This window comes from Ruegeria sp. BG11 (assembly GCF_056538565.1).
Window position 1 is genome coordinate 1 of the sequence record NZ_JBQFTH010000015.1, and the last position, 16,421, is coordinate 16,421.

At 53.5% G+C, this 16,421-nt stretch carries 20 protein-coding genes; 15 read left to right on the plus strand and 5 right to left on the minus strand.

Going from position 1 to position 16,421, the window contains the following annotated elements; translation table 11 throughout:
* The first annotated feature begins 680 nt into the window (after window positions 1-680).
* Window positions 681-863 (plus strand): DUF1993 family protein, encoded by a 183-nt coding sequence (locus ACR0JF_RS20125; RefSeq protein WP_170662722.1) that lies wholly within the window; start codon window positions 681-683, stop codon window positions 861-863.
* Window positions 864-972: 109 nt separating this feature from the next.
* On the opposite strand, the gene ACR0JF_RS20130 is transcribed toward ACR0JF_RS20125, so the two are convergent.
* The gene (locus ACR0JF_RS20130; protein ID WP_480632297.1) at window positions 973-1,932 is read right to left on the minus strand and encodes a LysR family transcriptional regulator; all 960 of its coding nucleotides are present in this window, start codon (window positions 1,930-1,932) and stop codon (window positions 973-975) included.
* Window positions 1,933-1,988: 56 nt separating this feature from the next.
* On the opposite strand from ACR0JF_RS20130, the gene ACR0JF_RS20135 reads away from it, so the two are divergent.
* The 3 genes from ACR0JF_RS20135 to ACR0JF_RS20145 all read left to right on the plus strand — a co-directional run bounded on the left by ACR0JF_RS20135 (window position 1,989) and on the right by ACR0JF_RS20145 (window position 3,468).
* Window positions 1,989-2,396, plus strand: coding sequence for a RidA family protein (locus ACR0JF_RS20135; protein ID WP_170662720.1), 408 nt, complete (start codon window positions 1,989-1,991; stop codon window positions 2,394-2,396).
* Window positions 2,397-2,468: 72 nt separating this feature from the next.
* Window positions 2,469-2,837 (plus strand): MFS transporter, encoded by a 369-nt coding sequence (locus tag ACR0JF_RS20140; RefSeq protein ID WP_170662719.1) that lies wholly within the window; start codon window positions 2,469-2,471, stop codon window positions 2,835-2,837.
* Window positions 2,824-3,468, plus strand: a complete 645-nt coding sequence (locus ACR0JF_RS20145) for a methyltransferase domain-containing protein (protein ID WP_170556632.1) — start codon at window positions 2,824-2,826, stop codon at window positions 3,466-3,468. The genes ACR0JF_RS20140 and ACR0JF_RS20145 overlap by 14 nt, the downstream gene beginning before the upstream one ends.
* A 322-nt stretch (window positions 3,469-3,790) precedes the next feature.
* On the opposite strand, the gene ACR0JF_RS20150 is transcribed toward ACR0JF_RS20145, so the two are convergent.
* Entirely contained in the window at window positions 3,791-4,819 is a 1,029-nt protein-coding gene (locus ACR0JF_RS20150; RefSeq protein WP_170662717.1) for a helix-turn-helix domain-containing protein, read from the minus strand.
* A 114-nt stretch (window positions 4,820-4,933) separates the two neighbouring features.
* Between ACR0JF_RS20150 and ACR0JF_RS20155 the strand changes: the two genes are divergently transcribed.
* From ACR0JF_RS20155 to ACR0JF_RS20165, 3 genes are all read left to right on the plus strand, one after another.
* On the plus strand, window positions 4,934-6,016 hold the full coding sequence (locus ACR0JF_RS20155) for a class I SAM-dependent methyltransferase (RefSeq protein WP_170662715.1): 1,083 nt from the start codon (window positions 4,934-4,936) through the stop codon (window positions 6,014-6,016).
* Between the two features lie 174 nt (window positions 6,017-6,190).
* Window positions 6,191-7,372 (plus strand): flavin-containing monooxygenase, encoded by a 1,182-nt coding sequence (locus ACR0JF_RS20160; RefSeq protein ID WP_170662713.1) that lies wholly within the window; start codon window positions 6,191-6,193, stop codon window positions 7,370-7,372.
* A 76-nt stretch (window positions 7,373-7,448) separates the two neighbouring features.
* Window positions 7,449-7,940, plus strand: coding sequence for a DUF6653 family protein (locus tag ACR0JF_RS20165; protein WP_480669750.1), 492 nt, complete (start codon window positions 7,449-7,451; stop codon window positions 7,938-7,940).
* Here ACR0JF_RS20165 and ACR0JF_RS20170 read toward each other — a convergent pair whose 3' ends face one another.
* Window positions 7,941-8,438, minus strand: coding sequence for a GNAT family N-acetyltransferase (locus tag ACR0JF_RS20170; RefSeq protein WP_170556637.1), 498 nt, complete (start codon window positions 8,436-8,438; stop codon window positions 7,941-7,943).
* A gap of 92 nt (window positions 8,439-8,530) precedes the next feature.
* Window positions 8,531-9,724 (minus strand): oxidoreductase, encoded by a 1,194-nt coding sequence (locus ACR0JF_RS20175; protein WP_480543479.1) that lies wholly within the window; start codon window positions 9,722-9,724, stop codon window positions 8,531-8,533.
* A gap of 499 nt (window positions 9,725-10,223) precedes the next feature.
* On the opposite strand from ACR0JF_RS20175, the gene ACR0JF_RS20180 reads away from it, so the two are divergent.
* The 8 genes from ACR0JF_RS20180 to ACR0JF_RS20215 all read left to right on the plus strand — a co-directional run bounded on the left by ACR0JF_RS20180 (window position 10,224) and on the right by ACR0JF_RS20215 (window position 15,579).
* Window positions 10,224-10,523, plus strand: a complete 300-nt coding sequence (locus ACR0JF_RS20180; RefSeq protein WP_170556642.1) for a hypothetical protein — start codon at window positions 10,224-10,226, stop codon at window positions 10,521-10,523.
* Window positions 10,524-10,886: 363 nt separating this feature from the next.
* The gene (locus tag ACR0JF_RS20185; protein ID WP_170662709.1) at window positions 10,887-11,186 is read left to right on the plus strand and encodes a hypothetical protein; all 300 of its coding nucleotides are present in this window, start codon (window positions 10,887-10,889) and stop codon (window positions 11,184-11,186) included.
* A 55-nt stretch (window positions 11,187-11,241) separates the two neighbouring features.
* Window positions 11,242-11,856: a hypothetical protein gene (locus ACR0JF_RS20190; protein WP_170662707.1), complete on the plus strand. Its 615-nt coding sequence runs from the start codon at window positions 11,242-11,244 to the stop codon at window positions 11,854-11,856.
* Between the two features lie 52 nt (window positions 11,857-11,908).
* Window positions 11,909-12,214, plus strand: a complete 306-nt coding sequence (locus tag ACR0JF_RS20195; protein WP_170662705.1) for a hypothetical protein — start codon at window positions 11,909-11,911, stop codon at window positions 12,212-12,214.
* 42 nt (window positions 12,215-12,256) lie between these two features.
* Window positions 12,257-12,430: a hypothetical protein gene (locus ACR0JF_RS20200; RefSeq protein WP_170355752.1), complete on the plus strand. Its 174-nt coding sequence runs from the start codon at window positions 12,257-12,259 to the stop codon at window positions 12,428-12,430.
* Between the two features lie 120 nt (window positions 12,431-12,550).
* Window positions 12,551-13,195, plus strand: coding sequence for a protein-tyrosine phosphatase family protein (locus ACR0JF_RS20205; RefSeq protein ID WP_170662703.1), 645 nt, complete (start codon window positions 12,551-12,553; stop codon window positions 13,193-13,195).
* A gap of 19 nt (window positions 13,196-13,214) precedes the next feature.
* The gene (locus tag ACR0JF_RS20210; protein ID WP_170662701.1) at window positions 13,215-14,648 is read left to right on the plus strand and encodes a hypothetical protein; all 1,434 of its coding nucleotides are present in this window, start codon (window positions 13,215-13,217) and stop codon (window positions 14,646-14,648) included.
* Window positions 14,638-15,579, plus strand: a complete 942-nt coding sequence (locus ACR0JF_RS20215) for a metallophosphoesterase (protein WP_170747590.1) — start codon at window positions 14,638-14,640, stop codon at window positions 15,577-15,579. The genes ACR0JF_RS20210 and ACR0JF_RS20215 overlap by 11 nt, the downstream gene beginning before the upstream one ends.
* Here the strand turns inward: ACR0JF_RS20215 and ACR0JF_RS20220 are convergent, their stop codons facing one another.
* Window positions 15,580-16,338 (minus strand): DUF4956 domain-containing protein, encoded by a 759-nt coding sequence (locus tag ACR0JF_RS20220; protein ID WP_170465773.1) that lies wholly within the window; start codon window positions 16,336-16,338, stop codon window positions 15,580-15,582. It lies immediately after the preceding gene.
* Window positions 16,339-16,421: the final 83 nt, after the last annotated feature.

A 16,421-nucleotide genomic window follows, 5' to 3' on the forward strand; every position in this document is an offset into this window, starting at 1 on the left:
ATCTGCCCGTTTCGTCAATTCTCCGAGTTGGCAACCTGAACTGAAGCGATCGCAGAACTATTTGGCTGACCTAAAACTTTGCAACGAAACCATGGCTAGCAAGGTCACATGGGCGGATTGATTTGACTGGTCAAATTTGATCGCTACTACATCAATCTAAACAATGGCCGCGGGCGATGAATCGCCTCTGCAGCCAGCGTGAGAACCGCGGTGCTAGAGATCATTTGACGCATACCGGGCTTCGAAACGACCGATCGTGACTCGCCCGATGTTCAGGCCAAAGGTCAAAAGAATACCGCGGAGATGATTGTCCAACGCCACTTTTTCTGCCCGTACGGCTTGGGCGCTGTTCGTGAGTGCGAAACATCTAGCCCAAAGTAACGCGTCATGGTCATCTCCTCTCAGTTGCAAGTCAGCACATCCACTATGATGATTCAGCTCGACGACTGTATCTCCGATGTAAAAACCTTCAAACTTGTCCGGTGGGCGCGACGTTATTTGTGGACCGACATGGACCCCTCCTGATTGCAACGGTCTGGTTTGACTTGGTTCGGTGATCACGATTGCAGACGGATATCCGGCTTCGCAAAGCGGCCCGATACATCGTCGTCGTAAGCACCGATCGGATTCCGCGCCTCTCCTCAAAGTTCTGGAGACGGGATAGATCAGACACTTTCAGCATGACTGGACGCTACACGGAAATTCGGCCCTCAACAGCTTCACAATGCCCACTATCAACACGACATCGTCACGTATTTGCCTTTCCAAACATGCTGTTTCACTTATCCCAGGCGTATGCGGGATTACGCCACGCCGGACTCAATCTTGGGAAGGCCGATTTTGATGGGCAGCACGAATACTAAGTTACTTAGGTTTGGGCTGCGACCGCTCATTTACGCAAAACGTAGGGAACGACGACACGAAGCCCTTTCTTCCAGAGTTCCGCATCGCAATGAACTTTGGAAACTCGGACTAACTCCCTTTGCCGGAAACAAGCTTCTGGAGATCCTCACTCAGCATGTCGATGAAGCGCCGCACACGTGGCTCCAGCAGACGTTTGTGTGGATAAAGTGCAAGGATCGGAAGCTGACCGTGGTCGAGGTGTGGCAGGACCTTCTCAAGACGACCCTCTGCAATGTCGGTGCCGACCAGAAGTTGCGGCAACAATGCGATGCCAAGGCCTTCCAATGCCGTCGCGCGCAGGGCCTCTGCGCTGTCGAGACGGAGACGGACTTGCCCCTGAGCGCGAACCCAAGTGCCGTCATCTTCTTGCAGATGCCAACCCTGCCGTTCGTTCCGGCTTGCGAACTGAAGCAGATCGTGGCGCGTAAGCTGTTCAACGTTCAGCGGTCTATCGCGCTCGTTAAAATAGGTCGGCGCGGCACATAAGACTGCTTCATCCCGGAGAAGCGTACGCGTGATGAAGCCTTGATCTGGAGAGCTCACACCGATCCGGATTGCAAGGTCAAACCCCTTTTCGACGATGTTGTCGACCCTATCAGAGAGCGACATTTCGATTTGGGTATCAGGCCAGGTGTCAAGATATCGGCGCACCGTGGGCAACAAGAGCATTCGTCCAAGCGCGTCCGGAGCCGTTATTCTCAAGACGCCGTGCGGCACGCCGCTATCACTAGCGATGCTGTCGTCGGCGGCCTCGATTGCTTCCCGAATGGCTAGCCCGCGTTCATAAAGGCGCTTGCCTTCTTCGGTCAGGCCCATTGCGCGCGTGCTTCGGTTCAAGAGCCGAGCACCGTATCCATCCTCCAGTCGCGCGATGGCCTTTCCGGCCGTGGATCGTGACAGCCCAAACATCTTTCCGGCGGCCACGAAGCTCCCGGTCTCGACGACCGTAAGAAACAGGAGGAGGTCATTCACTTTCGATCCAATCATGGTCTTTTGTAGCATAAAATTCGCATCTGAAGCGATCTCCATTCGTTACTTATAAAGCCTACGTCTTTCGCCAAGACCGACCACAAACGGAGAAAGACATGTCCACAACAATTGATCGTATGAACCCTCCGACGTTGCCGGACGCGAGCAAGGTTGGGTATTCGCAGATCTCCATCGCGCATACCGGTGCACTTGCTTTTGTATCTGGTCAGGTGGCTTGGCGACCTGATGGGACATCGACGCCCACATCGTTAGCTGAGCAGACTGCTATCGTCATCGAGAACCTGGAAGGAGCGCTCGATGCGCTTCAGGCGACGTCTGACGACATCATCCACATGCGGGTCTACATGACTGACCTGCGGCACGAGACACAAGAGATCGCGATGGGCGCCATCCTGCGCTTTCTAAACGGCGCAATGCCGAGCCTGACCGGCATTGGAGTAACCGCTCTTGCGGGGCCTGAGCTTCAGATCGAGGTGGAGATGGTGGTGCAAGTCGCTGCCTGACATCCGCCAACGATAGGCAATCGGTTCCTTGAGCGCCGTGTCACACTCGGCCTTGTCTCATTGCTTGGCGGTATGATTGGGCTGCATCTGGCCGTTATCCCCGGTGTGCCCCTCCTCATGATCTGGGCGCCCTTGGTCTTGGTCGGTGCCGGGGTCGGGACAGCCACCGTGGCTCTCTACCAACTGATTCTAAAGGAAGTGCCGCAGACCGAGGCCGGGGCAGGTTCTGGTGCGCTACAGGCTTTTCAGCAGATCGGAATAGCCTTGGGCATTGCCCTTGTTGGGCAAGTATTTGTAGTCGCGTTGGGCAAAACCCCTGACGCATCAACATACATCGAAGCCTTGAAAGTCGCGCTCTGGGTGCCGTTCGCGCTTTTCGCGGGGCTGAGTCTCGTCTCATTGAAACTGACGTCAAAGGAAAACGGACATGCAACTGCCTGATCTCGGATCGAAAAAGCCTGTAGAATTTTGGGAGGAGATCTATGGCAACGCGTCACCTGAAACATCCGGTGTTCCGTCAAAGATTCTCGAACAATTCGTCGAAGGACTCGCACCGGGTCAGGCGCTTGATCTGGGCTGCGCCAAAGGAGATGACGTCGTTTGGCTGGCGAAGCAAGGTTGGCAAGTTCTGGGCGTCGACATCTCCAAGGCAGCTCTGGACATTGCATCAGGAAACGCCGCTCGAAATGGAGTGATGGATCGTGTCACGTTCGAACAGCACGATTTGTCCAGAAGCTTACCGACGGGTTCCTTCGACCTTGTTTCAGCCCTTTTCCTGCAAACCCCGTTCGACTTTCCGCGCGCGGAAGTCTTGCAGGCCGCCGCGTCGTTGGTGCGGCCATCCGGGCTTTTGCTAATCGCTACGCACCAAACCTATGCGCCGTGGTCATGGAGCAACCCAAGCGAACCAGAGATCACAGCCGAAAACCGCCTTGCCGAAATAGACCTTGATCCAACCGAATGGCGTCAGGCCTTTGTCGGACCCTTTCAACGAGAAGCTAAAGGACCTGATGGTCAAAGTGCGGACGTTACAGACGCGGTACTTGCTCTGGAGAGGAATAGGTCACCGTGACGACGAGGTGAATGGACATCAAAACTAGATCCAAATCCATATGCAAAGTGCGGCGGCTATATCTGCATCGAGCTGCAACAAATGGTGTGGTGGATGTTCACCTTGAGACCGCCAACGGCGTTTTCGTTCGGAAAATAGGAGACCGTGAAGTCTAATTTTTGTGACTGCCTAGGGCTGAGTCCAATCAATCGAACTTGTTGCACGGAATGGCAACCCTGAGCCCAAATTGACCGATGCTGCGCGAAGCACCAATTACGGCAACGCGCAGAAAGCGAACTTTGCATAATTCAGTGGACGGCCTTACACAAAGCTGGAACAGAGGTCAGATTGCGTCCCCAAGAGCATGGTTCAGTTTTGCCTGCCACTTTCGGCGGTATTCACTGGCGCTCAACCCAACACGTTTCTTGAACGCTGTCCGAAACGCCGACGGCTCGGCGTAACCGACCTCGCCCGCGATCTCGTCAATCGACGTATCAGAGGTCTCGAGAGCCTGCTTTGCCTCTTCGACGCGCACGGTTTGCACGTAGTCACTCGGCGTCTGACCTGTTGCGGTCCGAAAGCGACGCAGCAATGTGCGCTCGGTCATACCGGCCCTGCGTGCCATTTCCTGTACCGGGTTGGAGTGCTCATAGTTGACTGCGATCCAGCTTTGCAGATCACCGACCACGGCGTCCGAGTGTTGTCGACTGGCAGACAAGGATGCAAAGCCCATCTGACCCTGGGAATGTGGTTCGATGAGATAGAGCTTGGCAATGCGACGGGCTTCTTCGCACCCAACAAGATGCGCGATGAGGTAAAGGACAAGGTCGGCCCAGGCAGAGGCTCCGCCAGCAGTCACAATCCGATGCCCGTCGCCAGCCGGTATCAAAACCCGCTCACGGCGAACACGCACTCCCTCAAACTCTTTGGCAAGCCGTTCCGAGTAAGCCCAGTGGGTTGTCGCATCAACGCCATTGAGTAGCCCACTCAATCCGAGCAGCAATGCACCGGAGCAAACTGAAGTCACAATACCACCCGCTTCATGCACTTGAGCGGCCCAATCCGCTATTGGCTTCAACTCCACTGGAAGAGGCTTCCACGGGTCGAGATGCAGGTCGGGCACGATGACAAGATCAGTTTGTGAGGGATTGGGCAGCACGGACTCCGGGGTGATCAAGCGGCCATTCAAATCGCGGTAAGCAGTGCCATCCGGGGTGCAAAGACGCGCCCGGAATGGGGATGGATGCATCTGCTCACCATGTAACATGGCCCAATCCCGGCCCACGGACGCAAGCACATCCAGGATAGCGTAGACGGTTGAAGTTCCTGCCCAAGGAAGTCCTACAACAACTGTTTCAAATGATTTTGGCATTCCTGGTGTCCGATTTAAACCGTTTTTGTCGAAGTGAAGGCTAAACCGACTCGTTGGTATTATGCAACTGGTCTCTAGCTGAGCGCTTTTGCGCATTCAAATACGGAGACACAAATGAACGATCTTTCCTTGCCCGCCGACTTTGACGCTGAGCGTGCTGAAGCCTTCGCAGGTCAACTTGTCGGTACAATCACCAACGCTGCGACCTCGATCATGATTTCACTCGGCCACCGCGTCGGCCTATTCGATGCCATGGCGGCTCTACCTCCGAGCCGTTCTGAGGGCCTAGCTGCGTCCGCAGGTCTTTCCGAGCGCTACGTGCGGGAGTGGCTGGCTGTCATGGTGACCTCGCGCATCGTTGACTACCAGCCAAAGGTGCAAACCTACTCCCTCCCTTCTGAGCATGCCGCATTCCTGACGCGCACTGCCGCTCCAAACAACCTAGCGGTAACCAGCCAGTTCGTCGGTGTGGCGGCTTCGGTTGAAGAGCAGATGATCGAGCGTTTTGTGAGCGGTGACGGACTTCATTACGACCACTTTCTACGCTTCCACGAAGTTATGGCGGAAGACAGCTTCCAAACCACCGTCATGTCTCTGACCGACAACATCCTGCCCATTGTTCCCGGTCTGATCGAGCGCTTGCAAGACGGCATCGATGTTGTTGATGTCGCATGTGGCGGTGGTCGTGCTCTCCTCAAAATGGCCGAAACATTTCCGAACAGCACATTCACTGGGATAGACCTTTGTGAGGATGCATTTGCGGAGTCGCGGGTTCAGGCAATCAAGGATGGGATGGAAAACCTGTCCTTCAAAACGCTGGACCTGAGTACGGTTACAACGCTTGGAGCGTTTGATCTCGTAACCGGCTTTGATGCCGTTCACGATCAAAAAGATCCACTTGGTCTCGTGAAGACAATCCACAATTCGTTAAACGAAGGCGGCGTATTCCTGATGCAGGACATCGGCGGTTCTCGCGACCTTGTCACTAACATGGAAAACCCGCTCGCACCGCTGTTGTTCACCATCTCGCTGATGCACTGCACGCCGATTTCAATAGGCCAGGGTGGTCCGGGCCTTGGGACGATGTGGGGTGTTGAAACCGCTCAGGAGTTTCTCGCAGAAGCTGGGTTTGCGGATGTGCAGATGCACCGGCTTCCTCATGATCAGGTCAACGCCTACTTCGTCGCGCGACGCTAGGATTGATCGATTCATCTGAGGAACATCTTATGATTACGCGCATTTTTCAGCGTCTCTTCGACGTGAGCAAGAAACCCATCGTCACAAATCTTCCAAGAAGCATCCAACGGGACATCGGCTTGATCGACGGTCTGTCCGATGGGGTGTTGCACCGATCTCGATAGGACATTGGCAATGAAACATTGGGACAAACACACACTCATAATAGGGGCCGGTTTGACCGGCCTCGCCACGGCGCATGTCTTGCGGAACCGGGGTATCCCCGTAACCGTCTTGGATGCATCTGACCGCGTTGCCTGGAACTGGCAGCAGCGTCACCCGGCGCTTCGGCTGAATGTTCATCGCAAATTCGCTGCACTGCCCGGCAAACCGGCACCGCGCACGGACGGAGCGTATTTGAAGCGTGACACGCTTGTTCAATATCTCGAAGACTATGCGTTTGATCTTCGGGATTGCATTGAGACCGGAGTTCTTGTGTCGGGCGTTGATCAGACATCCAATGGGTGGCGAGTGACGGCTGGCAGCCGCATCTTTGATGCCTCAAACGTGGTGATTGCCACTGGACGTGACCGAAGTCCTCATATTCCCAACTGGCGCGGTTTGCAGCGTTTCAAAGGAAAAGTCATCCATGCCGCCAACCTTGGCGACGTCTCCCAATATGATGGAAAGAAAGTCCTTGTTGTTGGTGCGGGCAACTCTGGCGGCGACTTGCTGAACCATCTCGCGCGGCACAAGCCCAAAGATGTTCGTATCTCTGTTCGCCATGGCCCTTGCATTGCGCCGCAACGTGTCTTTGGCTTCCCGCTGCACCGCGCGGCCCATCTTTTTGCGGCCATGCCGCTTTGGATGGTTGATCCGGCCTTTGCATTGACGCAGCGTTTGTTCTTTGGCGATCTGAGGAAGTATGGCCTTACGTCGCATTCAATGGGAGGGGGAACACGTTTGGCCACCGACGGCACCGCCTTCGCAATTGACGATGGCTTCGTGGCGGCGATCAAAAATGGTCGGTTCAAGGTTGTCGGCGAAGTTACGGAGTTTTGGTATGATCGTGTCTCATTTGATTGCCACCGTACATTTGAACCGGATGTAGTGATTTGCGCCACGGGCTACAAAACTGCATTGGAACCAATGCTCGGTCATCTGGGCGTTCTGAACGAGGTCGGCATTCCCAAGTATCCGACGGGTGAACATGTTCCCGCCTTGCCGGGGCTTTGGTTCAACGGATTTAGGCCCGAGTTCCAAGGTTTCTTCTATTCAGCCGCAAAAGGTGCCCAACGGATCGGAAACGGTATTCTGTCCGAGGCCGAGACGCCGGTACGCGATCAGCCTTCGCCTCAGGCCAAGCTTGTTGCATAGTCGCAAGCGATGGACGCGTTGGCGGTGAACGCGAAATCATTGCCGCCATCGCTCATTCGCTTTTCGAGGTATGAACATGACCCGGAACACTTTTTCAGAACGCCTTATGTCCATGTCGGATGAGGTTTGGGAGCGTCATGCAAACCCCTGGAGCGGATGGAGCCGCATCACGATACCTCCGCTTTTTGTTGTTGCCATCTGGAGCCGCGCTTGGCTTGAATGGTGGTCCCTTTTGCCGCTAGCGCTGGTTTGTTTTTGGACATGGTGGAACCCGCGTGCATTCCCAAAACCGAAAAGTCTCGATAATTGGATGTCCAAGGGTGTCTTGGGCGAACGCACATGGATCGCCCGCAAAATCGACCCTATCCCAAAACGTCACAGGCGGATGCCTCATTTTCTTGCAGCTGCTAGTGGTCTTGGTCTGATACCACTCACATGGGGGCTCTGGGTCATGGAGCCTTGGCCAGTTGTTGCAGGTCTCATTGCAGTGATGGGCGGTAAGCTCTGGTTCCTGGATCGAATGGTCTGGCTTTTCGAGGATACGGGTGGGTTCGGCACGACGCGTTAGCTATTCCATTGGGTGAACATAGACCAGTGTTGGATCGTCATCGGGCGTTGGGGCACTCGCATCCAACACGCATCCGATCCGCTCAGCCAGTCGAATTGATGCTGTGTTGTCCGGGTCAATGTAGCTTACAGCCCGCGACCATTTCAGGTCTTTATGAGCATGAGTGCTAAGCGCGGTCACAGCCTCCGCAGCAAAACCCTGGCCCTCGTCTTCAGTCGACCAAATAGACCATGTGAGCTCCTTCTCGGGCCATCCGTTTGGATACCATGGACCAGCCATACCAATCGCTTTTTGAGTGTCTTTGCGGCAGATTACAAAGGGACCCGTTTGATGAAGCGCCCAATGCCCAAGAAAAACTGCAAAGACACGCCAGGCAAGATCGGTCTTGCCTTTGCCTCCACCGACGAACCGAGCGCGTTCTGAGGTAAAAAAGCTCGTCCAGCCAGCTAGGTCATCGGTTTGCGGTTTGCGAAGGAACAGGCGTTCAGTTTCAATCATAGCGATCACTTCGATAAGTTCATTCAGTCAGTCAAAGGCACCAGCCATCGTTGTTCGTAAGCTCGAGACCCAACACGACTGATGTGTGTCAGTCAAACTTTGAAGCGGGCGTTCCAGGTTTTCACGCGCGCGGCATCTCGCTCCTGGTAGGCGCGCATTGCCTCAGGCAGGCATTCAGGGCCAGACAAATTCCGAGCTTCGGCAAGTTCGGTCAACCGCATGGTGTACCAGGCCGTCACACCGCCTTCCGGTGGATCTTGGAACCTTGGGAAAGCGGGGGCTTGTTTGTCGCCTTCCAGCCAACGGGTTGGGAGTGATGGATCAAGAACAAGCGCGCGCGCCAGCCCGATTAAATCGACACCAACAGAAAGGGCATCTATGGCCTGTTCGTAGACCTTGAACCCACCTGTGAGCATCAGGGGCTTTGATGTCAAACAGCGAGCGCGGCGTGCGAAGTCGACAAAGTAAGGGCCTTTTCCGGCGGCATCAGAAGCGGCCCGCGCACCGGGAAAGTAAGTACCGCCACTGATGTCGATGAGATCAAGGCTTGTTTCGTTCAGCGCAGCGACGACCTTTAGAGCGTCCTCTTCGCTGAGCCCACCTTGTAACTGGTCTGAGGCGTTGAGCTTGATCCCGATAGGAAAACCTGGGCCAACTTGCTGGCGAACTTCGGAGATAACCTCGATAATCAGACGCATTCGGTTTTCGATGGAACCGCCATACTCATCCTCTCTTTTGTTGAAAAGCGGGGTCAGGAATTGGCTGAGCAGGAACCCGTGTGCGGCGTGAATTTGAACACCGCCAAACCCTGATTGCTTCGCAAGAAGAGCTGTGCGTGCGAAGTCTGATGGGTATCGTTTGATCTCTTCCAGAGAAAGGGCACCACATTTTAGTGGGCCCACTTCAAGCGCACTCGGACCTTTTGGCGTACTGATCGGGGGGTGCGCCATCGCCCCAGCATCACCAAGTTGAAGCCAAAGCTGTGCACCCTTTTTTGATCCTGCCTCGGCAAGGCGTTGAAACTGAGGCAGGTCTGCATCGTGTCTCAGCACCAAGTTGCCCGGCTTCTCGGCTTTGCTGGGATTGCCTTGAACCTCACCAATGATCGCCAACGCCAACCCACCTTCGGCCCATTGCCTGTACAGGCTGATCTGTTGGTTTGTCGGATCTCCTCGCCCATCTCCAAGGGAGTCCGACATCGCGGACTTGGCAATTCGGTTTTTCAATACAACGCCGCAAGGCAGCTCCAATTCGCGTGCCAGCAGTTGGTGATCTCGCATGCTCATACTGGTGCCCGTCTATCCATCGGTGAAGAAAGTCGATCAATTGGATCGCTTTATTGATAGAGATTCAACGTCTGTATCAGAAAGAACCGAGGTGAATCGGACAACTTTGAAGTTTCGGGAATAGGACACCAGGTTCACTACTGAAGATAGACATAGGGTAAACAGGGACTTCAAAACTGAGCTGTTGAATTCTTGCACTACTTGGGGATTGCAAGCACTCATTTGAATGTCTGGTTTGGGCTGCGAGAGGTCATCTATCTTTCGACATCCGACGGCAGCATTGTCCGCGTTAACGTCATTCGAGAGTGCTTCAGATACGGTATGGTTCGAGCCCAAAACGGAAGCTTGAATGGACCTTCCGCCAGAAAGAATCTCGCCATCGAAAGAGATCATTTCCGTTTAGCACCTGCTATTGCGCAGAAACTTCGACACAATCAAATAGTTGATTTTGTATTGCATCTTTGGCCAAGTATTAGTTGGAACCATAGAGGGAACGACAATGAAGAAAATTTGGAAGCCCATTGCTTTGGTGTTAGGAGCGCTGACAGTTGCAGCATGTGAAGATACTGGCAGCTCGACTGCATCAGCAGAACTGACTCCTGCCCAGCAAGCATGTTTGCGGGACGTAGCCAACACGACGAACAATTCGCAAGTCGTGGTGCTCTCATCCGCGTTTAGCGAGGCGGGAACACAGGTTACAGTCGGCGTTGGCGAGGATCGTGCTCCTTGGAATTGCATTGCTTACAGTGATGGCGCGACAGCTGGTATCGAATTCCTGGGCGACGAAGGCGCATTGTGACCTGTCTGCTGCGTAGCTGAAAACGGCTGCGCAGCACTGGTTTGATCTGCTGAGGCTCGACTTGGTTTGTAGAACCACCATCATCGTATTCGCGGTCCTGTACCTGTTGGCGTTGGTTGCATTCTTGACGGGCACATTTGGCTGGTTGGGACAGGAACGAGACCCTTTGTCCGGAGTGTTCCTTCTACCGTTGGGACTACCTTGGATACTTGTAGCGGACTTGGTCTCGGAGTCGGCCAAACCGTGGTTTGCGGCGATTGCGCCTGTGCTCAACCTGTCAGTGCTGGTCTTGATTTGCAGATGGGCACGCAGTTTGCGCCAATAGTGAAGGCGGAGCTCTGTCTCACCAAAAGGGAGGAAAACATGGGAAAAGTGATCTTGGGCATTGTGGTCGGGCTCGTCCTCGGCGTGGTCGGGGCGATGACCTTGGGTGGCGGGGCCGCGGTAGGTGTCGGCGTTGCGACAGGCTTGTCCGCCGGTGTCTGCTCCACATTGAAAGGAGCACAAGCCGAAAACCTGATCACCGCCGAGCAAGCGGACCAGATCCTGAATCGCGTGAATTCCGAGATGGCGTCAATGCAAGGAATTGAAACGACGGGCGAGATCGTCGGCAGCGCGCAGGCATGCGATGAATTTCTGTCAAAGTTACGAGAAGCGAAGTGAGGTTCCGCTTTGCACGGAACAAAACTGTAAGGACAAGCCAATAGGGAACCATCTGATGAAACTCATTTTACTCAAGCTCCTCACACCCATGTTCGCAATCGCGGGCACAGCTGCATTTGCGATGTCAGAAGCTGACGACGCTTGTATCGACCATTTGCGGCAGGTTGGTGGACCAGACGGTCAATCAGGTACGATTGAAAGCTCTCAGTTCTCGGAAGCTGGTACGCTCGTAATGCTGCGAGACGCAGGCGGAACACTTTGGCGCTGCATCGCGTACAAGGATGGAAGCATCGGCGAGATGTCGGTTGTCGAGGCGATGGATGATGGAGGAGGAGCCATGGCAGGCGCAGCCGGATCTACTAGTAGCCAACGTGTCAAATTTGATGCTGGTTCAACTGGCGCAGAACTCGTCGGTGAACTCGCGCCCGGAGCGTCGCAGCAATACGTTCTGGGTGCCAAAAACGAACAGTTTCTTTACGTCCGCGTTGCTCCGCGAAATGGCTCCTTGGGCTACGTTATTCGCAACCCCGATGGTTCTGAACTGTTGGGATTGATGTCGGCGGACAAGGAGTATCGAGGGCAGCTTTGGCAATCTGGTGATCATGTTGTGGAGGTTATCAATCGCAGCAACTCTTCCGTCGACTACAACGTAATTTTCGGAATTGAATAGGTGATCAACCAGAAACCCGGAAATGTATTCCCAAAGAAGCTAGGAAAAACAGATGAAATCCAAGTTCCTGTTGGTGATCGGCACGGCGTGTACTGCTGCGCTTGCAGCATGCGACGAGAGTGACGGATCGGTGGATGCAAGTGCACCAACTGTGGGCAGCGCTAGCGATCTTTCGTCATTTGAAGGGGCAAGAGCGGGCCAAGCTGAAATGGGCATCCAAAGTCTCGGATTTGAACTCATCCGAAGCGAAGGTCTGACCTCGTACTGGTTTAACAAGGATACTGGTGCATGTGCTCGGATTACGACGTCTGAGGGAAGATACTCAGAAGTAGCTATGCTGCCATCAGGTGACTGCTGACAAATTTCCATCAATCCCAAATCTTGAAGAAGGAGCTCAAACTTGCATTTCGACCTGGCACACGCGGCGGTCATCGTAGTCGCCTTGATCATCACTAACCTGGCATTGAAATCGGCTGGCGTGATCAACGAAGAAAACAAGCACCAATGGAATTGGAAAGTTTTTCTAGCCTACTTCGTGGTCGTCGTTATCATCAATCTGGTGTGGCCTATTTAAAGTTCCACAGCGGAAAGCTAACTGCCCACTTGATATGGTCGTCGTGAATTAGCCTTTCCGAGAGACTATCAGGTCGCAAAGGTTTGGGCATCAGAGGTTTAAGAATAGAAAGGAGTTGGCATGCGGTTTTTTGCGTCCCTCATATTCATTGGTTTTCTCGCAACCGCTGCGAACTCTGACGTGACCAGTCGAAATGGCGGTCCAACCAACAGTCAAATGCTTTCAAAGGGGGGTGACGGAGGCGTTGATGGTGTCGCTTTCTTTCGCCCAGTCTTAAGCGGAGTGTTGTATCGATCCGGTTTCAAGGGCGGCGACAAGGATCGAACTGGTCTGAGTGAAGGTCAACTCGAAACTCTGTGCAATGAAGGATTTTCAACCGGTTTTTATGCCGACTTTGGCAAAAACACCGAATACGGTCGCACCAGTTGTGGAAACGGGTCCCTTGACTATCAAAGCGCCAGGTCCTCCCGACCCGGTGCTGTCATGGCGTCCATACACGAGGTGATTGAAAACCCTGGAAAGGGCCCTGTTCTGGTGCACTGTATGTGGGGGGTTCATTCCTCAGGTGCATTGTCGGCGATGGCGCTCGTTCAGTTTTGCGGTTGGACAGAAGAAAGGGCCAAGGAATATTGGAATGATGCCCGAAATGGGGCCCCATGTTCAGGCGGGTGCGACCAGTGGATCGACTCAAAATTCTCCAACTTTAGTGTCGACCCCAAGTTGAAAATCTCCACCGAACAACAGGCAGCGATATGCCCTAAATGATACCGGGAGGACTATCCAAATGAAGTTCAATCTTCTGGGGTCACTTGCTCTCATTGCACCCACTGTCTTGTGGGCGAACGACGATGTTCTAGGTGAAGCCACGACATTTGATAGTCCCAATGGTGTTATGGAACGCTGTATTCGGATCGAAAAAGTTCCAACGGGCGAGTACAAGAACAGCGATCTTGAAGAAGAAACTGCCTATTGCGAGATCGATTTCTATGCCTCCGAAATTGCCATTTGCCCGAAAACCTGGAGCACCAGCCCAGGAATGGCCGTCTACAATATTTCGGAAGGACCTTACATGGGGAACCGTTCTGAATTCGAGAGAAACGCTTGCAAAGAGGGGAAAGCAGCAAAAGATCTGGCCATGGACAGGGTGGCTAAATTCAAGTCCACCATGAACCAAAAAGGCACCAGTGGAACGTTTTCCACGTCTTCACTGCTTTACTATCATTTCTCCAGATATTTCGACGCGACTGTCAAAGTTCCAGTCGCCGTTTGGCGTAGCATGGACGCCCAGGCGCATTTCTCCGAGGTCGCCGAGCCTGGCCTTGCGATTTCTGGTGGCTCTCATGGCGGGCGCATGAACCACGAAGGCTGGCGGGTCTTCGCAGCTGCGGATGCTGACCCGAACTCATACCAGCCAACCGACGATCTGTTCACCGCAGATCGAACGCAAATATATGGTGTGCTGCTTGATAGCCCTGGGCATCGATACGGCTCGGAAATCAACGGCACCCGTAAATCTGGTTGGGGGATAGGTCAGAACCGCGATTTTCAGGAAACTCCTGCTTTCTTGGCTTTGCGTTCTTCGAAGCCCTTGTCAAAGGCCATTGCAGAGGGCGTTAAAGAAGGTCGAAGAGACCGGATGATCAACAAGGATCTCGGTCCCGATGTCAGCGACCAACAGATGGCTTTTTGGATGCAAGAGCTTACCGAGATTGTACTCCTCGATTTCATCTTTAGCCAGCAGGACCGCGTAGGAAACATAGACTTCACACCCTATTGGTATTGGGTCGAAGACGGAGACCTGAAGCATAAGAAGGCCAAGCACCATCAGCCCAGCGACGGAGATGTTCCCGCCGAGGCACTATTGATCCGTCGCAGCAATCTAAACGACAACGATGCTGGTGGGCGGGTCGAGTATGCCAACTTCGCGAAATCTACTCAAATGCTGGAGAAAATGCGGCACTTCTCTCCAAGCACCTACCGGCGCTTGGTTGCATTGAACAGTGACCTTCAAACCCAAGGCCCGGTCTATGACTGGCTATCACAAAGCTTTGGGTTGTCAGACAGTCAGATTGCCCAAGTTGTGAAAAATACTGCGCTGGCAACGTCCATTCTCCAGGACAATTGTTCTAATGGTGATTTAATGTTCGACTTGGATCCTGTCGCATTCTTTTTGAGAAACGACATCGAGGTAGAGGCTGTGGACTGTAATGCCCCGTAAGCTTTCCACCCTTTTTACGGCGTTCATTTGGACCGCTCTGATCGCCTGCAAAGCGGTGGCATTGGATGTTATCGTCATATCGGATCTGAACGGAAGCTATGGTTCGGTAAGATACGATGCCCGCGTCGACAAAGCGATTGAGCGGATAGTCGAGATTGATCCCGATTTGGTTATTTCGACCGGAGATATGGTTGCGGGACAGCGCATCCCCAACTTATCCGACAAACAGGTCAGGGAGATGTGGAAGGCGTTTCACGTGGCCGTATCAGATCCTCTAGCGGCTGCCGGAATTCCGTTTGCGGTCACGCCTGGAAACCATGACGCCTCCGCTTACCGAGGGTTCGAGCGCGAAAGAAAAATATACGCAGAAGAATGGGAAACAAGAAAACCAGACGTCGACTTCCTGGTTTCGGATGACTACCCGTTCTTCTACGCGTTTGAGATGCAGGGCGTAACGTTTGCATCTTTGGATGCTACGACCTTAGGGCCGCTATCCGGTGATCAACAGGACCGACTTGTGGAACTGGGTGCAAATGGAGACCCGATTGTGACTTTCAGTCATCTTCCGCTTTGGCCCTTCGCGATCCAGCGCGAACGCGAAATCATCGGTGACTCAACACTTGAGAAAATCTACCTGGAAAGCGGTGTCGTTCTGCACCTGTCAGGCCACCATCATGCCTTCTATCCCGGTTGGAAAGACGGTGTGGCCTACGTCTCTCAAGCTTGTTTGGGAGGTGGTCCGCGTCGGCTTATTGGCGATAGCGCCAGATCACCTCACAGCTTCACTCATGTTAAGTTCCAGCCGAACGGAGAGTTTGGGATAGCAGTATATCGAGGGCCTGATTTCGAAAGGTCGGTAAACTTCAAGTCGCTCCCGAAAGAGATCAGATCTCCGAATGCTGTTTTGAAACGATTAGACCTTGTGAAATGACTAGAGGTTGAGTTTCAGTTCGACTTTTTCTGGGACCAGATCGTTTACCATCTCTTCTATCCGGGCTTCTGAAAGTCCTCCCGAGGTGATGAAAAGCAACGAAACGCGAGATTTTCCTGGGACGTGGTGTTTTCTGACAAGCTTCCAGCCAGCGTCTGCGGCCATGGCTTCAATGTCTCGGCTGACTTTCAATGAGTGTTCTTCATCCGAAGCCTTGAGCGAAACTTCCACGCCCTTGTTTCGCCCTCCGAGCCAAATGAAGCACCAACACACAATCGCCACCAGAGTGGCCATCAGCGGTAAGCCCAAACCGACGGCAAGACCAAGAACCGTTACGATTATCATTTCGACTGTATCGACCGGATCATCCAGATTGGAGCGGAACCTGAGCAACGCGCCGATGCCAAAAATAACGAACCCAATCATTGACCCGTGCTGGACTACCAGGAATCCCACAGCCATTCCAATTAGCGCGTAAAGGAAGAACAGTCTGGGCATAACCAGATCGCTGACACTTCGGCGTGCTTTACGTCGAACGGGATGATAAACAATCAAAGCGGTCAAAATGATCGTTACAATGACGTCTAGCGTGAAAAAGTAGAGTTCCTGCTTGCCGCGGAACTGAGTCCAGCCTCTTTCAATCACTATCTCTGATTCGGACGTTCCTGCGAGCAAGGAAGCAGGATCAATTTGAGAATAGCCAATACTAGGCAAAAGCACGGCCGAAAGGACCGATGCTATTGAAAACAGCTTACTCAAAAGTCTTTCCCTCCCGCTGTACCGTCGAATAGTCGCTCCAAAGTGCGTAACTTGAAGCAATCACTCCACACCTCTCGACCAAG